The 17119-nt window shown below is 71.2% G+C and carries 37 protein-coding genes; 31 read left to right on the plus strand and 6 right to left on the minus strand.

What is annotated here, in order from left to right:
- Window positions 1-11: 11 nt before the first annotated feature.
- From VA596_RS50840 to VA596_RS41585, 25 genes are all read left to right on the plus strand, one after another.
- Window positions 12-422, plus strand: coding sequence for a response regulator transcription factor (locus tag VA596_RS50840; protein ID WP_458364032.1), 411 nt, complete (start codon window positions 12-14; stop codon window positions 420-422).
- A complete protein-coding gene (locus VA596_RS41475) occupies window positions 419-541 on the plus strand; it encodes a hypothetical protein (RefSeq protein WP_323335032.1) in 123 nt (40 codons plus the stop codon). The genes VA596_RS50840 and VA596_RS41475 overlap by 4 nt, the downstream gene beginning before the upstream one ends.
- Window positions 541-1077: a DUF6011 domain-containing protein gene (locus VA596_RS41480; RefSeq protein WP_323335034.1), complete on the plus strand. Its 537-nt coding sequence runs from the start codon at window positions 541-543 to the stop codon at window positions 1075-1077. The genes VA596_RS41475 and VA596_RS41480 overlap by 1 nt, the downstream gene beginning before the upstream one ends.
- Window positions 1074-1406 (plus strand): hypothetical protein, encoded by a 333-nt coding sequence (locus VA596_RS41485; protein WP_323335036.1) that lies wholly within the window; start codon window positions 1074-1076, stop codon window positions 1404-1406. Before VA596_RS41480 ends, VA596_RS41485 begins: the two co-directional genes overlap by 4 nt.
- Before the next feature lie 34 nt (window positions 1407-1440).
- Entirely contained in the window at window positions 1441-2358 is a 918-nt protein-coding gene (locus VA596_RS41490) for a DUF2303 family protein (RefSeq protein ID WP_323335038.1), read from the plus strand.
- A gap of 200 nt (window positions 2359-2558) precedes the next feature.
- The gene (locus VA596_RS41495; RefSeq protein WP_323335040.1) at window positions 2559-2897 is read left to right on the plus strand and encodes a hypothetical protein; all 339 of its coding nucleotides are present in this window, start codon (window positions 2559-2561) and stop codon (window positions 2895-2897) included.
- A complete protein-coding gene (locus VA596_RS41500) occupies window positions 2894-3676 on the plus strand; it encodes a hypothetical protein (RefSeq protein WP_323335042.1) in 783 nt (260 codons plus the stop codon). The genes VA596_RS41495 and VA596_RS41500 overlap by 4 nt, the downstream gene beginning before the upstream one ends.
- The gene (locus VA596_RS41505) at window positions 3673-3942 is read left to right on the plus strand and encodes a hypothetical protein (protein ID WP_323335044.1); all 270 of its coding nucleotides are present in this window, start codon (window positions 3673-3675) and stop codon (window positions 3940-3942) included. Before VA596_RS41500 ends, VA596_RS41505 begins: the two co-directional genes overlap by 4 nt.
- Window positions 3939-4202: a zinc finger domain-containing protein gene (locus tag VA596_RS50845; protein ID WP_458364033.1), complete on the plus strand. Its 264-nt coding sequence runs from the start codon at window positions 3939-3941 to the stop codon at window positions 4200-4202. The genes VA596_RS41505 and VA596_RS50845 overlap by 4 nt, the downstream gene beginning before the upstream one ends.
- Complete coding sequence (locus VA596_RS41510; protein WP_323335046.1) at window positions 4199-4639, plus strand: hypothetical protein; 441 nt, start codon at window positions 4199-4201, stop codon at window positions 4637-4639. Before VA596_RS50845 ends, VA596_RS41510 begins: the two co-directional genes overlap by 4 nt.
- Window positions 4632-5321, plus strand: a complete 690-nt coding sequence (locus VA596_RS41515) for a hypothetical protein (protein WP_323335048.1) — start codon at window positions 4632-4634, stop codon at window positions 5319-5321. The genes VA596_RS41510 and VA596_RS41515 overlap by 8 nt, the downstream gene beginning before the upstream one ends.
- The gene (locus VA596_RS41520) at window positions 5318-5659 is read left to right on the plus strand and encodes a hypothetical protein (RefSeq protein WP_323335049.1); all 342 of its coding nucleotides are present in this window, start codon (window positions 5318-5320) and stop codon (window positions 5657-5659) included. The genes VA596_RS41515 and VA596_RS41520 overlap by 4 nt, the downstream gene beginning before the upstream one ends.
- Window positions 5652-5855 (plus strand): hypothetical protein, encoded by a 204-nt coding sequence (locus VA596_RS41525; RefSeq protein ID WP_323335051.1) that lies wholly within the window; start codon window positions 5652-5654, stop codon window positions 5853-5855. Before VA596_RS41520 ends, VA596_RS41525 begins: the two co-directional genes overlap by 8 nt.
- A 1-nt stretch (window position 5856) precedes the next feature.
- A complete protein-coding gene (locus tag VA596_RS41530; protein WP_323335052.1) occupies window positions 5857-6405 on the plus strand; it encodes a hypothetical protein in 549 nt (182 codons plus the stop codon).
- Window positions 6398-6712 (plus strand): hypothetical protein, encoded by a 315-nt coding sequence (locus VA596_RS41535; RefSeq protein WP_323335054.1) that lies wholly within the window; start codon window positions 6398-6400, stop codon window positions 6710-6712. Before VA596_RS41530 ends, VA596_RS41535 begins: the two co-directional genes overlap by 8 nt.
- Complete coding sequence (locus VA596_RS41540) at window positions 6705-7121, plus strand: hypothetical protein (protein WP_323335056.1); 417 nt, start codon at window positions 6705-6707, stop codon at window positions 7119-7121. Before VA596_RS41535 ends, VA596_RS41540 begins: the two co-directional genes overlap by 8 nt.
- Window positions 7118-7471 carry a hypothetical protein gene (locus tag VA596_RS41545; protein WP_323335057.1) on the plus strand — a complete coding sequence of 118 codons (354 nt, stop codon included), beginning with the start codon at window positions 7118-7120 and terminating at the stop codon, window positions 7469-7471. Before VA596_RS41540 ends, VA596_RS41545 begins: the two co-directional genes overlap by 4 nt.
- Window positions 7468-7755: a hypothetical protein gene (locus VA596_RS41550; RefSeq protein WP_323335059.1), complete on the plus strand. Its 288-nt coding sequence runs from the start codon at window positions 7468-7470 to the stop codon at window positions 7753-7755. The genes VA596_RS41545 and VA596_RS41550 overlap by 4 nt, the downstream gene beginning before the upstream one ends.
- Window positions 7752-8381, plus strand: coding sequence for a hypothetical protein (locus VA596_RS41555; RefSeq protein ID WP_323335061.1), 630 nt, complete (start codon window positions 7752-7754; stop codon window positions 8379-8381). Before VA596_RS41550 ends, VA596_RS41555 begins: the two co-directional genes overlap by 4 nt.
- On the plus strand, window positions 8378-8626 hold the full coding sequence (locus tag VA596_RS41560) for a helix-turn-helix domain-containing protein (protein ID WP_323335062.1): 249 nt from the start codon (window positions 8378-8380) through the stop codon (window positions 8624-8626). The genes VA596_RS41555 and VA596_RS41560 overlap by 4 nt, the downstream gene beginning before the upstream one ends.
- Entirely contained in the window at window positions 8623-9072 is a 450-nt protein-coding gene (locus VA596_RS41565) for a hypothetical protein (RefSeq protein WP_323335063.1), read from the plus strand. Before VA596_RS41560 ends, VA596_RS41565 begins: the two co-directional genes overlap by 4 nt.
- Complete coding sequence (locus tag VA596_RS41570) at window positions 9069-9752, plus strand: hypothetical protein (RefSeq protein WP_323335064.1); 684 nt, start codon at window positions 9069-9071, stop codon at window positions 9750-9752. The genes VA596_RS41565 and VA596_RS41570 overlap by 4 nt, the downstream gene beginning before the upstream one ends.
- Window positions 9752-9964, plus strand: coding sequence for a hypothetical protein (locus tag VA596_RS41575; protein ID WP_323335066.1), 213 nt, complete (start codon window positions 9752-9754; stop codon window positions 9962-9964). The genes VA596_RS41570 and VA596_RS41575 overlap by 1 nt, the downstream gene beginning before the upstream one ends.
- Window positions 9961-10170 carry a hypothetical protein gene (locus VA596_RS41580; protein WP_323335068.1) on the plus strand — a complete coding sequence of 70 codons (210 nt, stop codon included), beginning with the start codon at window positions 9961-9963 and terminating at the stop codon, window positions 10168-10170. Before VA596_RS41575 ends, VA596_RS41580 begins: the two co-directional genes overlap by 4 nt.
- Window positions 10171-10402: 232 nt before the next feature.
- Complete coding sequence (locus VA596_RS41585; protein WP_323335069.1) at window positions 10403-10720, plus strand: hypothetical protein; 318 nt, start codon at window positions 10403-10405, stop codon at window positions 10718-10720.
- A 67-nt stretch (window positions 10721-10787) separates the two neighbouring features.
- Here VA596_RS41585 and VA596_RS41590 read toward each other — a convergent pair whose 3' ends face one another.
- The 6 genes from VA596_RS41590 to VA596_RS41615 all read right to left on the minus strand — a co-directional run bounded on the left by VA596_RS41590 (window position 10788) and on the right by VA596_RS41615 (window position 13177).
- A complete protein-coding gene (locus tag VA596_RS41590; RefSeq protein WP_323335070.1) occupies window positions 10788-11000 on the minus strand; it encodes a hypothetical protein in 213 nt (70 codons plus the stop codon).
- Between the two features lie 6 nt (window positions 11001-11006).
- Window positions 11007-11633 carry a hypothetical protein gene (locus VA596_RS41595; protein ID WP_323335072.1) on the minus strand — a complete coding sequence of 209 codons (627 nt, stop codon included), beginning with the start codon at window positions 11631-11633 and terminating at the stop codon, window positions 11007-11009.
- A gap of 146 nt (window positions 11634-11779) precedes the next feature.
- On the minus strand, window positions 11780-12016 hold the full coding sequence (locus tag VA596_RS41600; RefSeq protein WP_323335074.1) for a hypothetical protein: 237 nt from the start codon (window positions 12014-12016) through the stop codon (window positions 11780-11782).
- A gap of 104 nt (window positions 12017-12120) precedes the next feature.
- A complete protein-coding gene (locus VA596_RS41605; RefSeq protein ID WP_323335075.1) occupies window positions 12121-12537 on the minus strand; it encodes a hypothetical protein in 417 nt (138 codons plus the stop codon).
- An 82-nt stretch (window positions 12538-12619) separates the two neighbouring features.
- A complete protein-coding gene (locus tag VA596_RS41610; RefSeq protein ID WP_323335076.1) occupies window positions 12620-12754 on the minus strand; it encodes a DUF6011 domain-containing protein in 135 nt (44 codons plus the stop codon).
- Window positions 12755-12814: 60 nt separating this feature from the next.
- Window positions 12815-13177: a hypothetical protein gene (locus tag VA596_RS41615; RefSeq protein ID WP_323335078.1), complete on the minus strand. Its 363-nt coding sequence runs from the start codon at window positions 13175-13177 to the stop codon at window positions 12815-12817.
- Window positions 13178-13335: 158 nt separating this feature from the next.
- Here VA596_RS41615 and VA596_RS41620 point away from each other — a divergent pair, with 158 nt between their 5' ends.
- From VA596_RS41620 to terL, 6 genes are all read left to right on the plus strand, one after another.
- A complete protein-coding gene (locus VA596_RS41620) occupies window positions 13336-13563 on the plus strand; it encodes a hypothetical protein (protein WP_323335080.1) in 228 nt (75 codons plus the stop codon).
- Window positions 13560-13901, plus strand: coding sequence for a DUF6221 family protein (locus tag VA596_RS41625; protein WP_323335082.1), 342 nt, complete (start codon window positions 13560-13562; stop codon window positions 13899-13901). The genes VA596_RS41620 and VA596_RS41625 overlap by 4 nt, the downstream gene beginning before the upstream one ends.
- Window positions 13902-14007: 106 nt before the next feature.
- On the plus strand, window positions 14008-14145 hold the full coding sequence (locus tag VA596_RS41630) for a hypothetical protein (protein ID WP_323335083.1): 138 nt from the start codon (window positions 14008-14010) through the stop codon (window positions 14143-14145).
- Window positions 14142-14789, plus strand: coding sequence for a hypothetical protein (locus tag VA596_RS41635; RefSeq protein ID WP_323335085.1), 648 nt, complete (start codon window positions 14142-14144; stop codon window positions 14787-14789). Before VA596_RS41630 ends, VA596_RS41635 begins: the two co-directional genes overlap by 4 nt.
- A 58-nt stretch (window positions 14790-14847) precedes the next feature.
- Window positions 14848-15591 carry a hypothetical protein gene (locus VA596_RS41640; RefSeq protein ID WP_323335087.1) on the plus strand — a complete coding sequence of 248 codons (744 nt, stop codon included), beginning with the start codon at window positions 14848-14850 and terminating at the stop codon, window positions 15589-15591.
- 3 nt (window positions 15592-15594) lie between these two features.
- A complete protein-coding gene (gene terL, locus VA596_RS41645; RefSeq protein ID WP_323335088.1) occupies window positions 15595-17031 on the plus strand; it encodes a phage terminase large subunit in 1437 nt (478 codons plus the stop codon).
- Window positions 17032-17119: the final 88 nt, after the last annotated feature.

Consider the following 17119-nt stretch of genomic DNA (forward strand, 5'->3'; position numbering starts at 1 on the left):
AGGAGGCCGAAATGGCTGTGACAGCCGACATCCAGCCCGTAGCGGCGCCGAAGTACGCGGCCGCCTACCTGATCGGCACCGACGTCGCCGTCGGGATCGAGCGGCTGCTCGTCGGCGTCGGCTACCAACTCGACGCCGCCGCGCCTAGCGCACCCGGCCAGATCCCGCGGTACACCGTCTCGGGGTACCGGTCGTACTCGCACCGCATGGCCGACACGCTGACCGAGCGCGAGATGCAGGTGCTGCTCCTGATCTCGCACGGCCAGTCGAACCCGGAGATCGGCGGCCACCTGCACCTGTCTGAGGACACGGTGAAGACGCACTGCCGCCGCCTGTTCCGGAAGCTCGACGTGCGGGACCGGGCGCACGCCGTGGCGCGCGGCTACGAGCGCGGTCTGCTCGGGCAGGCGGCGACCTCGTGACCGTCGACGAGCAGCTCGCCGAGCTGCTGGCCGCGTGGCGTGACGACGTCGAGGCCGTGCCGCTCCCGCCGATGCCGCGCGTCCAGGCGCTGCTCGAGCAGTTGGAGGCCTCGGCCTGATGTCGACCCGGTGCCAGCGCACGCAGTGCGGCAGGAAGCTCACGGACCCCGCCAGCCAGGAGCGCGGCTACGGGCCCGTGTGCTACCGCAAGGTGCACGGCCACGGTCCTCGGCTCGTGCCGATCACCAGGCCGCCCCGGTACACGCCGGGCGTCGCCGTGCCGCTGTTCGAGCTGGACGGCGCACCGGCGACCAACGTGAGGCCGTCCCGGGACACGCGACGGAACACCCGCCAGGCCGAAGCGATCCGGCGCGGCTACCACCCACTCGGCGTCGCGCTCCGGACGAACCTGCCGCTGCACCCGGACGCGCCGCGCGGAGACGACCGCAAGACACCCGGACCGCGCTGCGGGAGCTGCACACACCGCGTGGTGCCGCTGCGCGAGGTCTCCGGCACCTACCCGAAATGCAACTACGGCGGCGACTGGCGGCACGCCACTGGCGGCCCCGGCACCGACTGCCGCGCCTGGTGGCCCGCCTGCCACCACCACGAGCCCAAGACCGACAGCACCACAACGGAAGGAACACCGCGGTGACCAACGAACAGTCCACCCAGGACACCACCTCGACCGAGGGCGAGGCCCCCGACTTCGCCGCGACGCTCCTCGCGATCGGCAGCGGCCGCACCCACCGCGACCTCTCCGAGCAGCTCCGCGAAGTCATCAAGGCCTGCAACGCCACCTTCAAGGCCGGGAAGGTCCAGCTCACCCTCAACTTCAAGCCCCAGAAGGGCACCGGCGCGATGTTCGTCACCGCCGACGTCAAGGTCGCCAAGCCCAAGTTCGACGCCGACCCCTCCATCTTCTACGCCAGCGAGGACGGCGCGCTTCACCGCAACAACCCCAATCAGCAGTCCCTCTACTGACCCACAACTGTTACCCCGCAAGGAGAAAGACACCGTGACCGACCCCAGCGTCGCCCTCGACACCACCGCCGGCGACGGCGCCCTCATCGAAGACCTCGCCCGCCGCGCCGCCGCGGCCGCCACGCCCGAAACCCACCAGCCGATCTACGGCGACAGCATCATCACCCGCGTCCTCCGCAACGACGAGACCATCAAGACCGTCAACCTCGAACGCCTCCTGTCCTTCCCGGACCGCGCCCGCGGCACCGCCACCCTCTACGACCCGACCGACTTCTCCGAGTACGTCAACCGGCTCCGCACCCCCAGCACCACCGTGTGGGCCGACGAGAAGCACGGCCGCATCACAGCCGTCTTCAATGACCACGAGGAGACCGAAGGCGACGACAGCGGCCCCACCGCGGGCTGGCGCGACCACACTGCCGTCCTCGACCTCCAGTCGGATCCGGAGTGGACGGCCTTCCTGCAGGTCGACGGCGACTACATGACGCAGGCGATGTTCGCCGAGTTCCTCAGCAACTACGACACGTCGTTCGTCCAGCCCGACGGCGCTCGGATGCTGGAGGTCGCCACCTCGTTCAAGGCGCACCGCAAAGCCGAGTTCTCCCAGGCCATCAACCTCGACAACGGCGACGTCCAGCTGACCTACAGCGAGGAGACGACCCCGAAAACGACCCGGTCCGGCCAGATCGAGGTGCCGCGCGACCTCGTCGTGCAGCTGACGCCGTACCTCGGCTACCCGCTGCAGCAGATCGACGCCCGGCTCCGCTGGTACCTCGAGGGAAGCCAGCTGCGGATGGGCTTCAAGCTGCGCCGCCCGGACATCGTGAAGCGGGACGCCTTCGCGGACATCCGCACCACGATCGGCGACGCGCTGGCCGAGGTCGACGACACCGACTTCAGCACGCCGGTGCTGCTCGGTCCGCCGCCCGCGCCCATCACGCCGTTCAGCTGACCTCGCTGGCCGGGCCAGGGGGCTCGGCCAGCACACCCGCGGAGAGGCGCCGACCGCGCCCGGCCCCACCTCCGCACCCGCCGCTCGCCCGGCCGCCGGCTGCCCCGACGGCGCCGGGCGAGCGGCCTCAAACAGCTCCGCCCCGGACCTGGTGATGACTCGCCCGGGGCGGAGCGCACCAACGACCAGGAGGTGACCCTTTGATCATCAGCTCAAACGCCGTCGGGCAGGCGGAACTGCTCGTGCAGGCAGCGGCCGATGAGGAGCTCGACGACCGGCTCCTCGACCTGATGGTGCAGGCGCGGACCGACCCACGTCGCATGGTCGAGCTGGTCGTGAAGCTGTCCGAGCGGGTGGCATTGACGATCGAGCCGCGCGCGGACAGCTCGGCCGCTCTCCGGCGCGCACACACCGCCTACTCCGCCGGAGACCGCCGGCAATGGGTCGTCCAGGGCGAGCGCACCTACCAGCGCGATAAGAAACGCCGACTTCGTGCCGCGGCCCGCGCCAAGGCGAACGCCGAACAGGCCGCCGCGTGACCGCCGTGACGAGCGACCCGGGCCCGCAGGCGTGCGGCCGCTTCGAGTGGGAGCGGATCGTGCGCCGCCTCGAGCTGCCGATGCGCGTGAAGTTCACCGCGATGATGGTCGCGTCGTACGCGGACGCCGACGGCTCGCGTGTGCGACCGGGCGCCGAGGTCCTCGCCGCGGTGACCGCGCAGGGCGCTAGCACGATCCGCAAGCAGCTGGCCGCCCTGCAGGAGTACGGGCTGCTGGTGCTGGTGTCTCGCGGTGGTGGCCGCTCGGGACGCGGGCGGGCCGCGGAGTTCCGGCTGACGGTGCCGGTGGACCTGCTCGAGCGGGTGCCTATGTTGCCGGTCGGCGAGCGGCGGCTGTCGGCTGTTCCCGATTCACCGCTCGCTCAGGGGAGCGCTCAATCGGGCAGCGACACAGTTTCACCGCTCGCAACTGAGAGCGGTCAATCCGGAACGTCCACTGTGGATAACCCCGCTGATCTTGTGGATTCCGGAGATTCAGCGCTCGCCCAGAAGAGCGGTCAATCCGAAGCAACCGCCCCGATTGACCGCTCGGAAAACACCGTTACCGAGCGATTGAGCGCTCGATTCGAGCGATTGACCGCTCGCAGCTCCGAGCGCCTACCAGAACAACTACACCAACCACCAAAGACCACAACAACTACTCGCCACCCCACGCAACCACCGACCGCACGCGCGAGCCCGCCGAACGACGCATGCCCCATCTGCCGCCACCCCCACGCCTTCCTCGACCCATGCCGACCCGCCAGAGGTGCCCCGTGACCGACGAACGCTGCGAACGCACCGAACTCCTCGTCGACCAGTGCGCCCACTGCCTCGGCCACCAGGACCCCGCCGCCGACGCCCTCGCCGCCGGAAGCCCTCGGCACTACGCCGTCGACATCGAGACGCCGCGAACCACCATCGCGCGCTACCCCGGCCGATGCGCCTTCTGCGGCGAGCAAATCGACCCCGGCGACCTGATCACCGCAGTCGCCGCCCCAGGGCAAAGCAGGCAGACCTGGGCCTGCGCCGGGTGCGAACCATGACCCGCGGCAAACAGCACGCCAACGGACGCGACGGCCTCTGGCAAGGCCTCCCCGACCAGGACTACGTCCCCGCCCACGACCTCCGCATCGAGCAAGAAACCTCGCCCCTCACCAGGCCCTGCAGCTTCTGCCACGCAGCACCACGCCAACCCTGCACACGACCAGCCCGAGGCGGACGCACACCCCTCCGCAGCTACCACCACAGCCGCCTCAACCCGTCGAACCCCACCACCCGTCAAGCCCCTCAGGAGCAGCCATGATCGAGTCTGACCAGCAGGAATCCGCCGTCGAGGCGGTCGAGAGCGAGGCCTTCGCCGAGGCGGTGGAGTCCGATGTGGACAAAGCGCGTCGGTTCCTCGCCGAGGCCGAGCGACAGTTGGCGGCGTCGTACGGGCGGAACTTCCCGTCGGTGGCGTTGGCGACGGCGGCCGGGGTGGTGGGTGCCGGGTACGCGCAGCTGGCCGTGCTCGGCGTGGCCGTCGAGCGGCCTGAGCCGATCCGGTTGACGCAGCCGGCGGCGCCGCTGCCGCCGGAGCTGGAGGCGGCGCTGCGCCGCGGGATCCAGGCGTTCGAGGAGCAGCGGCCGGAGGGCGGCGAGCCGGTGCAGCCGACGCTCGACGAGGTCCCGCCCGCCGATGCTCCAGCGCCGAAGCCGGCTGCGCGGGCGCGGCGTCCGAAGGGCGCGGGGCGTGGCTGACGCGAGCGGCGCGGTGCGCCGGACCCCGAATCCGCCGCGGGACGATCACGCGGAGATCATCATTCCGGTGGCCCAGCCGGGCGCAGGAGCGGAGAAGATCGCTCCGGAGGGCAAGGACACCGATACGGGGGTTTCGGACCGCGAGCGGCTCGCTGAGCTGATCGAGTCGGTGGATCGCGCGATGCCGCCGGAGACCTTTGCCGCGCCGCCGCTCGCCGCAGGTGCGCTCGCCGACGCGATCCTCGCCGCGGGGTGGCGGCCGGAGCTGCCCGACGAGGCCTCTGCGCGCACGAAGCTCGCTGACCTCCGGGCGTGGGTCGACGACCACCGCGGCCTCGGTGAGGCGATCGGGCTCGCATTCGGCGACACCTACGCGGGCGAGACGTTCAGCGACCCGACCTTCGAGCGCGGCTCGACGGCGATCGTCGCTGTGGTGCAGGAGTGGCTCGACGAGCATCCGCCGCAGTCCGACCGCGAGACCGAGGACGCGTGCCCGCACTGCTCGCCGACGCACGAGCGTCCGGAATCGCGGCCGTGGGGCGTGTACGTCGCCCCGTTCCGGGACGGCGACGGGCAGCCCACGCACCTCGTCGTCCAGCCGAGCAACGGCGCGCACGTCGCGCAGTCCGACGCCGACTGGCTGTGGCAGGTCATCCGCGAGTGGAAGGCAGCGCAGCCGTGACCGAGCAGCCCGAAGGCATCGCAAACGACTCGTACGACCTCCCGACACCGGAGGGCGCCGCGCGCAGGGTGAACGAGTTCCTGGCCTGGTACGGCGACGGCCTCGTGTACGCCGAGACCGGCGCGCCGCCGCTGTTCGCCCGCGACCTCCAGGCGCTCACGAACCTCGCGTCCGGCCGTCGGCAGCCGCCCCCGCGTCGCTGCCCCGCGGTCACCCCCGAGGGCGACCTCATCACCGCGGGACGGCAGTGCCAGCAGTACGAGGGGCACGCACACGACCACACGTGGTACGGCGACAACGGCCACGCGTACAGCCGCTGGGCGGTGGCCCGTGGCTGACCGAACGCACGCCTGCCCCGGCAAGTGCGGCGCCCAGATCACCCGCAGCCGGCTCGCCTGCCCGGCCGACTGGGCCCGACTCCCGCACGACCTCCAGCGCGCCGTCACCGACAACTACCGCCGCAACCCGGAAGCCCACTTCGCCGCCGTCCGCGACGCCATCGAGTGGTACACCGCCAACCCCAAGGAGGCCTGACGTGGCTGAACCGAGCCGCCGCCGAGCGCTCGATCTGCTTCTGCAGCACACGTTCTCCGGGACCACCGACCCACAGATCGCCGGGTGCGACAGCGACGAGGAGCCGTGCACGTGCGGACGCCCAGTGTCCGACTGGACCAGTCACCACGTGGATGTGCTGGCGGTGGCCGGCCTGCTCGTCGACCCGGGTGTCGACCAGTCCGCCAGCTGGGTCCTGGGGCGCGTCCGTGAAGCGCTCGGCACCCCGAACGGCCGCGCGGTCAGTGTCCACGCCGCCGAAGTCCGCGCCGAGCGGGACCAGCTGATCCAGCAGTTCCACGACATGCGCGGGATCGCCGTCGAGCGGCAGCGCCAGATCGACGCGGCGCTCGCGTGGCTGCAGGACGCCGACGGCATGGAGCTGACCCGGGTCAGCATCGAAGCGTTGCGCGCCAAGCTGAAGCGCGCCGAGCCGGACGTGACACCGCCCGAACCATCCGGCCGCATCACCAACAACGGCCCCGTCATGCCCTTCACCGACAACGACCACCAGGAGCCGAGCAATGCCTGACACCGCAACCGAACCACCGCTCTACGACGTCGACCACGCCCTGCAACTCCTCGGCCGCGCCCGACGCCGCAACGACCCCCTCACCCGCCAAACCGTCCTCATCGCCGACAAGCTCGCCCTGCAGATGGCCCGGCACTTCACCCCCGACCAGGCCGACACCGCCGGCCGCGCGCTCGTCCTCGCCGCGGCCAGCATCGGCGTGATCACGCACCTGGCCGTCGACCCGCTCGCCGACACCTCGACGAACGTCATCGGGTTCGCCGGGCACCGCCTGGTCCTCGACGCCGAGCAGGCCCGCCATGCCTGACGACACCTGCCGCGGCTACGACGTCGACGGCGAACCGGTCATCGCTCACGGCGGCGGCCAGCTTGACGCCGAGGGCCAGGAGCACCTCGCCACGATCGTTCGCGCCACCCGCCGCCGGTTCGGCATCGACGCCCTGAAGCGACTCCTAGCCGAGGTCGAGCGCCACGACACCAACTACGTCATCCGCTACCCGCTCGTCGTCCGTGCGCTCGGCATCGCCGCGGAGCTTGGCTACGTCGTCGGCATCGCGCTCGACCCCGCCGAACCCGCGTGGCCGGTCGTCTACATCGAACTCCCCGCCGGCCAGGTCTCGTGGCACATGCCGGCCTACGGCGGCGAGTACGACGGCCACACCACTCCGGAGAAGTACCAGCGGATCCGCGACTTCATCGCGCGGGAGCAGCCGTGACCAAGGCGGCCACCTACCGGGCCGCGGTCGCTGCGGCGATGTCCGAGGACGAACTCGAAGACGCCGTGATCGAGGCGGCCCAGCTGCAGGGCTGGGTCGTCGTCCACCACCGCCCCGCCCGCACGAGGAACGGCGAGTGGCGCACTGCGATCAAGGGCCAGAAGGGTTTCCCGGACCTGTGCTTGGCCCGCGACGGCGTGGTGCTGCTGCGGGAACTCAAGCGGGAGAAGGGCAAACCGTCCGAGGGGCAGGTGACCTGGCTGGAGGCGCTCGGCGACTTCGGCGGGATCTGGCGGCCGTCGGACTGGCTGTCCGGCCGCATCCAACACGAACTCAGGAGAACCCGATGAGCAACGACACCTTCACCGATCCGACGGACACGATGGCGAAGCAGGTCATCGCGATGAAGGGCGGCGAAACGACCGCCGAGCAGGCCGCGGACATGGCGGCCAGCTGGGGCCACGCCGTCGTCGCTGTGCTCGACCTGCACTGTGACCGTGAGGTGTGGGACGGCAAGCAGATGGTGCCGTCCGGTACCTGCGCGGCGTGCAGCGAGCGCGAGGACACCTACGACGACATCCCGTACCCCTGCGCCACGGTGCGCGCCATCGCGACCGCCCTGGAGGCATCGTGACCGAGACCCCCGAGCGCCGATGGCCGAAGACCGGCACCGCCGGTGCCAAGACCACGATGGACGTCGGCGACCACTGCACCACCGGCGAGCCCGCACCGCGCATCCCCGTGCGGCCGTACCCGGGCGAGGAGGTCGTCGTCCCGCTGGGCAGCCTGGTTCCCGCTCTGCGCGCCGGGTCCAGGTCGCCGACGCCTGCCGAGCTGCGTGAGATCGCCGCGGAGCTGAACGCACACGGAGGCCTCGACGAGGTCTTCGTCGCCGAGCTGCTCAACCAGGTCGCCGACGATGGCAGCATCGGCGTGCTCGCCGACGCGCGGCGTCAGCTCGGCATCGGCCCGGGGATCCGGTGCCGGTCGAAGATGATCGTCATCAGCAACCCGGACGGTGGCGAGCCGAGCGTCGCCGAGCGCGCGGTGGTCGACCGCGAGCAGCTGCGCACGGCGGCGGTCGCGGCGATGGCCGACGTCGAGAAGGTCCCGTGGTACGGGTGGTCGGCCGCAGACCACTGCGTGGCCGGTCGCCACATCTGGTCCACGACCAGCCCAGCCCGGTGCGTGCAGTGCCGCCGCTACCTGCGCCCGTGGTGGCGCCGCGCCCTCGACCGCGTCCGGCGGTGGACGCGGTGACCTACCGGACGACGAGCACCAGCACCGGCATCGGCAAGCACCTCCGCGGACTCCGCGAGCAAGCCGGCCTGTCCGCGGCCGTGGTCGCCGAGCGGCTGGGCACCGACGTCGGCCGCGTCTACCAGATCGAGAACGACCACCGCGACTCGCAGATGTCCACGATCATCCGCTACTGCGAAGCCATCGGCGCCCGAGTCCACATCGGACTCGAAGAAAAACCCTCCAACGAAAGGACAAAAACGTGACAGACCAGCCCAGCAGCCCGGCGCCGACCGACCCGAACCGACACCGGCGCGCCGTCATCCCCGTGCACGGCGAGCTGTTCCACAAGCTCCTCGGCCTACCGCCCAACGTCCACGTCCACCACTTCGCCGTCGCCCAGGACGGCTTCAGCATCAACGTCGCCGTCACCTCACCCGACCTCCCCGAGGTCGAGCCCGGCCTGTACGCGCCCCCGCTGATGCCAAGCTACGAGCTCGTCGACGGGCGCGCCGTGCTCGTCGACGCCGGCATCGGCAGCGTGCCCGGTGCCACCCGGTGGGAGTGGGGCTACCGCTTCGTCGACTCACCCGGGCTTGGCGTCGGCCCCGTTTCCGAACGGGCCGCGCGGATCCGGGCGGCCGAGGACCACTCCGTCATCCTGCTCCGCCGGCTGCCCGGTGAGACCGAGTGGACGGAGGCACCGGCGTGAGCGGCGGCAGCTACAACTACCTGCACTGCAAGGACCCCAGCGAGATCCGCGGCGCGCTCGACGACCTTCAGCGGATGGCCGAGCGGCTGACCGGCCTCGGCTACGCCCCGCGCGCCGCGGCCGCCACCGAACGGCTCCTCGCCGTGCTCCGCGACGACGACCCCGTCTCGGACGCGATCGCCGACCTGGCCGACGTGTGGCACGCCGTCGAGTGGACGGACTCGTGCGACTGGAGCGAAGACCAGCTGCGCGCCGAGGTCGAACGCTACGAAGCCCGCCCGCAGGAACTGGCCAACCTCGACGCCGTCCCCACCCATCTGCTCGAGCAGCTCTCCGCGGCGTGGCCGAACCGCAAGCGCGTGAACCTGGCCCACGCGCTCTACGGCGCCCAGGTCCAGGGCGCACCGACCGAGTTCCCCGCGATCGTCGAGCAGGGCCTGGCCGAGCAGATCACGCACGAGCTGCGGGTGCAGGGCCGGATGCTGGTCACCACGACCGGCCCGGTCTGGACCCGCCACCGCGCCGAAGCCGGCACTCACGCCGAGCTGGTCACGAACCCGCCGGCCGAGCCGCAGCCTGCCGAAGGGCCGTGGCAGCCCGGGGAGTCGGCCAGCGTCTACGACGTCCTGACCTGCCGCATCACCGGCACGTCCATCCCCACCCTCACCCAGGAGAGCTGATGCCCCGCAACCCCGACTGCTTCCCGACCGACTCCACCACCATCACCGCCGCCGTCGAGCAGCTGCCCGACGACTCCGGCCTCTGGCGCTCGCAATGTAACTGCCTCGACCAGGACGGCCGGCCGACGGTGACCTGCGAGAGCGGCACCCAGGACGAGGCCTACCGCGCCCTGCTTGAGCACCGCGGCGAGCCGACGGAGGCCCCGGCGTGATCGAGTCGCTCGACGAGAAGCGCCGCGATGCGCTGCTCGTCACCATGCCCATCCAGCCGATCACGACCGGACCCGACAAGCGGGTGCACCGCCTCGGCGGCCAAGGCGCCCTGTGCGGGGCGCTCGGCGCGCTGCTCGGTTCCGGCGACTGGCGGCTCGTCGACTGCCCGCATTGCCGCCGAGCCGGAGAGGCGGGCGGCGCGTGAGGCCCGCGCCGATCCCCGACAGCGAGGTGTGGCCCGGATCCGAACGCGTCGTGATCGGGCCACCCCGCGGGCACGAGCTGACCGGCGACATCCGTGCCGTCGAGATGCTCCGCTGGATCTCCGACACCGCTGGCGTGCCGGTGCTGTCCGCCCGGTGCCTCGCCGACGCCGTCGACCTCGCGCGCCTCGCCGACGGCGGCGCGGTGTGGGTCAGCTTCTACGGCGGCAGCTGGTGCCCTTCGACGTGGACGTCGCCGAGCGCGGCGACTACGGGGCCCGCCCGCGGCCGCCGAGCGAGGACGAGCTGCAGTGGCTGATGGCGGCGATGGCCGAGAAGTCGTGGTTCAAGGCCGGCCTCGCCCTGTGGTCCCGGCTGCAGGGTGCGTGGGTGAGCGAGAAGCCGGTGTGGATCCTGCCGCCGACCGAGGTCCCCGGGCTCGGGACGCTGCTTGGCCTGCAGGTGAAGGTCGTCGAGGGCGTCACGCCGCACCTGGCGTTCGACCTGGCCGGGGTGCGGCCGGACGACCCGGAGGTGTTCACCCGCGGCTGAGCCCGGCCAGTAAGGTGACACGCGAAGGCCCCTGCCGGGGTACCACCGGCAGGGGCCTTCGTCGTGTTCAGCGCTCGTAGAGCTTGGCCAGGCACCGGCTGCACCGCGTGGCGTCGGGATGCACCTGCTCCCCGCACGCCCGACACGTGAACTTCAGCGGCAGCGGCGGCGCGGCCGGGGGTGCCGGCCGCGCGAACCCCTCGGGGTGGGCGAGGTAGTCGGGCAGCAGCTGCAGCAGCCGGAAGCGGTTTCCGTTGACCGGTCCGGGTTGGCCGGACACGGCTCTCTAGACGCCGCGGATCTTGGCAGCAGCCGTTTCGCACGTCTGCGGGATGCCCGTGAGCGGGCCGGTCAGGTCGGAGATGCCCTGACGCACGACGTTGATCGCGCCGAGGATGGCCGTCTGCGAGTCGCCTTCGCTCAGCACCGTGCCCACCTGCTCGGCGAGGTGGCCGAGGGCGATGTCCGCCTGGCTCAGGGCGGCGGACGCCTCGCGCAGGTGGTCGCTGGACCCGAGAGCTGCGACCTGTCCGGCGAGTTCGACGTTGGACATTGCGGTTCCTCTTTCTGGTGGGGTGCGCGGGCCGGGCGGCTTCGCGCTGTCTCGACGCCGCTGTTCCTCGATCACGGCGTCGGGGTCGGTGCCCGCGGGCAGCTCGGGATGGCGGATGCGGTCTCGGTCGCCGCTGAGCGAGTCGATCAGGACCTGGTCGAGCAGGTCGGGGGTGGTGATCGTGGCGTCGGAGCCGAGTGCATCGATCAGCTCTTCGTCGCTTTCGACCTGGTCCCAAGGGATGTTGAAGAACTCGTCCGGCCCGACCGCGCCTTCTTCCTCCTGCTCGGCGGGGGTGGCGTAGTGGTCCCCGGGTGCCTCGTTGTCGCCTGGGGAACGAGGGTTGGGCGGATCGGTCATGTGGTGGGAGGGGTGGTTTTGGGCATGGTTGATCCACTGTGGATAGACGGCAAGCGCCGCAAATTGGTCGCTGACTGGGGAGCCCTCGTCAGGCCGGGTCTCGATCCCCGGCGACGCCCACGCCTCCCGGCGCGGGACGTTTCGGCTCAGCTGAAGGGGTTCGGGCGCTGCGGGAACACTTTCCGGATCCACGCCTCGCCCCGGATGGCGGCGGCCGTGCGGTAGCAGCCGGTTTCGGTGTTGCGGCGGTGCCGGTCCTCGGCGTAGGCGCGGGCGTGCAGCTCGTCAAGGGCGGCGGTGACGACATTCGGGGAGCCGCCGGCCACCAGGACGTTCAGGTTGGCGTTGTCGAGCTTGGCGAGTTCGGTTTCGGGCAGGGTCACGGCGGCCTCCTGAGGGCGTGCGGCATCGCGGAGGATGCGGGGGAGTGCCCTGGGCCGGATTCGATCCGGCGGCCTCACGCCGTGCTCCAGGGCTGTTGGTCAGGTCAGCGCCACTGCCGGACGCCGGCGCCGCAGCACCCGGGCGGGCAGCCGGTGCCGTCGCTGTGCGGCGCGGCGGCCGTCGGGGGCCGCGGGTTGAAGTCGGCTCGGGGCGGCAGCTGCGCGGGCTGGCGCCGCCGCGCCTGCTCGCCGCGCACGATCGCCTTGGCGGCAGGCACGACGCCGCCCAGCGCGGGGTAGGTGTCCAGCAGTCGCGCGTGGGTGGCCAGCTCGTCATCGGACATGCTGCGCGCCGTGCCCTCCAGTTCGGCCCGCGCGTGCAGCTGGTCGACGATGGCCTGGAGCCGGGTGTGGAGGCGGTCGCCGTGGATGCCGGTGTAGTCGGCCAGCGCGCCGGTGAGGTCCTCGAACGCGCGGTTCAGCTCGGCGATGGTGAGGGCGGGGAGGTCGTTGTTCGACAAGGTGCTGTCCTTTCTGGATGGTCAGGCGGCGAGGAGCTGGGCGGCGCCGAGGTGGTAGCACTGGCGGCCGTTCTGGCCCGCCTTAGGTGGCGAGGACCAGCCGGGCGGCCTGCTCCTGGCGGTGCAGGCGGAGGCAGGTGCGGCCGTAGCCGCGGGCGATGGAGGTGGCGGAGCGGAGGGCCCGGTGGCAGCGGCGGCACTTCGTGGTGGTGGGCATCGGGTCCTCCTTCGCGGGGTGGGGGAGCGGGTGCCCCCGGCCGGAGCCGGGGGCGGGTGGTCAGGCCGCGATCAGTTCGGCGGCGTGGGCGTTCAGCCAGTCGTCGGCAATGTGGCCGATGGTCGGTTCGCCCTGGTATCGCTCGGCGACGGTGGTGACGAACTTGACCACCTGGTAGGGGCGCAGTTCCCGGAGGTGACGAGCAAGTGCGGGAGAGATGCGGCACGAGGCGTATGCCTTGCGGATGGCCTGTGCGATGACCCGGGTCCGGTCGTCCATCTCCGAGAGGTCCGAACGGCCCAGGGCGTCGAGGACGTTCTGGGTGCGAGTGCCGCCGGTGAAGCCGTACTCGTCGGTGACCTGGAAGCGCTTGGTGCGGGGGCCGATGCCGGCGGAGCGGGCGATCGTGGTGGTGCTGGTCATCGTGGCCTCCGTGGTTCTCGGTGTGAGAACCACATTAGCCAAGTCGGTTGGCAATGACAAGTCGGTTGGCCAAGTTAGTTGACCACTCTGATCGAGGGCGGGCGGTTGAATGCCAACCGGGCTGGCCAACCAACTTGGCCAACACGTATCCTCGGCCGATGGACGAGGAGCACTACCAGGAGATAGACCGCCAACGAGCCCGCATGGAGAACCTCAACGGCCAGCTCGAAGAAGCCCGCGAACAGCTCCACGAGGCCATCCGCGCCGCCTTCCCCGAGACCGCCGGCGGCGCGCCCCAGCGCGGCGTCCTCGCCGAAGTCACCCGCCGCAGCGGTCTCTCCCGCGAGTACGTCGCCCAGATCCGCGACGGAAAGGCCGGCTCATGACGGACGATGACCACGTCCCGACGCGCACCTCCGCGTACTTCGACGCCGAGGGCAATCAGCTGCCCGGCCCGGTCGACCCGCTGGTCGCGTTCCTGCGGGCCCGGCTCGACGAGCGCGAGGCCGGGCGGCGCGACTCCGGTGAGCCGGACTTCGCGCTGGCCGACGTCGCCGCCAAGCGGGAGATCATCAACCAGTACGAGGCGACCGCACGAGAAGCCGTCGAGGATCCGAACAACGACGAAGTCGTCCACTGCGCGCGTGGGCTCCGCTACGCCGTCGAGCTGCTGGCCTCGCCCTTCGCCGGGCACCCCGACTACCGAGAGGACTTCCGACCGTGACCGAGACCCCGATGTGCTCGAAGTGCGGCGAGGCCCCGGCCGGCCCCGGCGGCATCCTTTGCCCCGGCTGCGTGGAGCTGATCAGCGCGCAGAAGCTGTTCGCGCAGTGAGCGGCCGGGCGCTGCTGGCCTGCGTGGCGGTGGTCTTCGTGGTGCTGCTGGTGTGGTTCATGTCGATCGACGACGAGGTCAACGACCCGAACGGGCCATGGGGCGGAACGTCCGAATGGGAGGTACGCCCGTGAAGAAGCTGCTCGACCGCATCGGCCGTCGCGGCCCGATCATCATGGCCATCTCGACCGTCATCATCGGCCTGTCGCTCCAGCCCTTCATCGGCACCGACGGCTGGGCCGGCCTCGGCCAGTGGGTCGGTGGGCTCGGCGCGCTCTTCGCCGCGTGGGTCGCTCTCGACATTGCAGGGCGGGAAGCCCGCCACCGCGAGGAAGCCGACGCGCACCAGGACTTCGTCCGCGCGAACTTCGTCACGGTCAACATGAACCCCGAGGGCGACGTCTTCGTGCGGAACATCGGCACGGAACCGATCCTTGCGCTGCAGGTCACCGCGTACCAGCGCCACCCAAACAGCGACGTCCCGGTCGATCCGATACCGCTGATCGGCATCGGTGAAGACATCCTCATGCCCGAGCGGCCAGGGGAGGGCTCGACGCAGGTGAAACTCACCTGGCAAGTTCACCCGCTAGAGGCTGACACCGTCCTGTGGCAGAAGGAAAGGATGCTCAAGGAGCACCCGGGCAACATCGTGATCGAGTACACCGATCTGCGCGGCAACCGCTGGGCCCGCACGGGTACGGACCCGGCTCGGCCTGCGCCGCTCAGTCCCCGAGCCTTGTACGTCCGCAGCAAGCTGCCGCGAGCGCGCCGCAGCTGAGTGGCTGCGCTGTGGCGCACACTGTCCACATGAGCCCTCACCGAAGGGAGTGACCGCGATGCCCCTGCACCCCGACACGCCGCGCTGCAGCGGCCGCGCCAAGGTCAAGAACGACCAGGACGAAGTCGTCGTCGGCCCAGACGGCAAGCCGCTCACCCGACCCTGCATCAACCCGCCGATCAAGGGCGGCAAGGTCTGCCACGCGCACGGCGGCAGGGCACCCCAGGTCAAGGCCAGGGCCGCCGTCCGCGCCGAGCTCGCGGCGTGGGGGCTCGGCGATTCCAAGGTGGACCCGGGGGAGGTGCTGCTCCGGCTCGTCTCGCAGTCCGCGGCCCGGGTAGAGCTGTACGGCGTGCTGCTCGCCGAGGCCTACGACGCCGCCGAACGCCTCAAGGCCGCGCACGAGGCCGAGCAGCTGATCGAGACCGCCGAGCAGACCGACGACGAGCGCGCCGCGGTCCAGGTCGCCCGCGACGACCTCCGTCGGATCTTCAACACCGGCGGCGTCGCCGCGCTCGTCGGCAACACCTACGGCGACGCCAAGGGCGGCGGCATCTACGCCACCGGCGAAGCCATCCGCGGCCTCGCCAAGCTCGAAGCCGACGAACGCGACCGCTGCGCCAACTTCGCCGCCAAGGCCGTCGCCGCCGGGCTCGCCGAGCGCCAGGTCCGCCTCGCCGAGAAGCAGGTCCAGGTCGCGCTCGCCGCGATCGACGCCGCCCTCGAAGCGGCCGGCGTCCCGGCCGGCGACCGCGGCCCGGCGAAGATCGCCGCGGCCCGGCACCTGCAGCTGGTGGCGTAACCGATGACCGCCGCGACGTTCGAGCTGCTCCTCGCCCAGGCCCTCGAGGAGCAGGTCGCCGAGGCGGCGCGGCCACCGCAGTCGCTCGGCGAGTTCACCACAAGCGTCGACCCGAGGAACGTCCAGACGCCGGCGTTGGACCTGCTCGACGAGAAGCTCGCCGCGGTCGCGCGCGGCGAGATCAAGCGGCTGATCATCTCCATGCCCCCGCAGGAGGGGAAGAGCCAGCGGGTGTCGCGCCGGTTCCCGGCGTGGATGCTCAAGCGCAACCCCGAGCTGCGCATCGCGATCACCTCCTACGAACTCGGGGTGGCGCGCCGGTGGGGCCGGCAGATCCGCAACGACCTCGCCGAGCACCCCGAGATCGGCCTGAAGGTCCGGAGCGACACCAGCGCCGCGCACGAGTGGCAGCTGGAAGGCCACGACGGCGGCGTCTACTCCGTCGGCATCGGCGGTCCGCTCACCGGCCGCCCCGTCGACCTGCTGATCATCGACGACCCGATCAAGGACCGCGCCCAGGCCGACAGCCAGACGCAACGCGATTCGTGCTGGGAGTGGTGGACGAACGTCGCCCGCACCCGCTTCGCATCCAATACCGCCGTCGTCATCATCATGACGCGGTGGCACGAGGACGACCTCGCTGGCCGCCTGATCTCCACCGGCGACTGGGACGTCGTGAACATCCCGGCGCAGGCCGAGTCCGAAGAGGACCCGCTCGGCCGGGAACCGGGGGAGTACCTGACCTCGACCCGCGGCCGGACCACCGAGGAGTGGGAGGCGATCGAGAAGGACGTCGGCCCGCGCGTCTGGGGCGCGCTCTACCAGGGCAACCCCAGCCCGGCCGACGGTGACCTGCTCAAGCGCGGCTGGTGGCAGTTCTACCCGGCCCCGCAGGCCGTCGAGGTCGACGGCGTCATGCAGCCGGCCCAATTCGACAAGATCATCCAGTCCTGGGACTTCACCTTCGACGACACCAAGAGCAGCGACTTCGTCGTCGGCCAGGTCTGGGGCAGGCGCGGCGCCGACGTGTACCTGCTCGACCAGGTCCGCGACCGCATGGACTTCCCGACGACGGTGCGCGCGGTGCAGGCGATGACGACCCGCTGGCCGGACGCGCACACGAAGCTCATCGAGAAGAAGGCGAACGGCGCCGCGGTCATCAAGCAGCTGAAGTCGAAGGTCTCCGGCATCGTCGCGATCACCCCGACCGAGTCGAAGGAGGCGCGCGTCGCCGCGGTGTCGGACTTCGTGGAGGCCGGCAACGTGTACGTGCCGTCCCTCGACCGGGACGACGCGTCGTTCGTGCAGTGGTCGGCGGGGTTCGTGGAGGAGTGTGCGTCGTTTCCGAACGGGTCGCATGATGACCAGGTGGACGCGATGTCGCAGGCGCTGGCGCGGTTGCTGGTGCGGGCGGCGAAGCCGAACGTCCGCTGGCTGTGATGACCGCGTAGGCTCCGGCACGCAGCGGTTGGCGTCCACACGGGAGAGACGGCCAGCCGGGAAGGCCCCCGTCGAGCGCCGTGCTCCG

Origin of the sequence: Amycolatopsis heterodermiae, from assembly GCF_034929455.1 — a bacterium.
GTDB classification, from domain to species: domain Bacteria; phylum Actinomycetota; class Actinomycetes; order Mycobacteriales; family Pseudonocardiaceae; genus Amycolatopsis; species Amycolatopsis heterodermiae.

Coding starts and splice junctions, on each gene's coding strand:
- VA596_RS50840 (WP_458364032.1), top strand. CDS start 12: ATGGCTGTGACAGCCGACATCCAGCCCGTAGCGGCGCCGAAGTACGCG.
- VA596_RS41620 (WP_323335080.1), top strand. CDS start 13,336: ATGGACGAGGAGCACTACCAGGAGATAGACCGCCAACGAGCCCGCATG.
- VA596_RS41575 (WP_323335066.1), top strand. CDS start 9,752: ATGCCCCGCAACCCCGACTGCTTCCCGACCGACTCCACCACCATCACC.
- VA596_RS50845 (WP_458364033.1), top strand. CDS start 3,939: ATGACCCGCGGCAAACAGCACGCCAACGGACGCGACGGCCTCTGGCAA.
- VA596_RS41480 (WP_323335034.1), top strand. CDS start 541: ATGTCGACCCGGTGCCAGCGCACGCAGTGCGGCAGGAAGCTCACGGAC.
- terL (WP_323335088.1), top strand. CDS start 15,595: ATGACCGCCGCGACGTTCGAGCTGCTCCTCGCCCAGGCCCTCGAGGAG.
- VA596_RS41540 (WP_323335056.1), top strand. CDS start 6,705: ATGCCTGACGACACCTGCCGCGGCTACGACGTCGACGGCGAACCGGTC.
- VA596_RS41550 (WP_323335059.1), top strand. CDS start 7,468: ATGAGCAACGACACCTTCACCGATCCGACGGACACGATGGCGAAGCAG.
- VA596_RS41510 (WP_323335046.1), top strand. CDS start 4,199: ATGATCGAGTCTGACCAGCAGGAATCCGCCGTCGAGGCGGTCGAGAGC.
- VA596_RS41595 (WP_323335072.1), bottom strand. CDS start 11,633: ATGACCGATCCGCCCAACCCTCGTTCCCCAGGCGACAACGAGGCACCC.
- VA596_RS41610 (WP_323335076.1), bottom strand. CDS start 12,754: ATGCCCACCACCACGAAGTGCCGCCGCTGCCACCGGGCCCTCCGCTCC.
- VA596_RS41625 (WP_323335082.1), top strand. CDS start 13,560: ATGACGGACGATGACCACGTCCCGACGCGCACCTCCGCGTACTTCGAC.
- VA596_RS41615 (WP_323335078.1), bottom strand. CDS start 13,177: ATGACCAGCACCACCACGATCGCCCGCTCCGCCGGCATCGGCCCCCGC.
- VA596_RS41535 (WP_323335054.1), top strand. CDS start 6,398: ATGCCTGACACCGCAACCGAACCACCGCTCTACGACGTCGACCACGCC.
- VA596_RS41640 (WP_323335087.1), top strand. CDS start 14,848: ATGCCCCTGCACCCCGACACGCCGCGCTGCAGCGGCCGCGCCAAGGTC.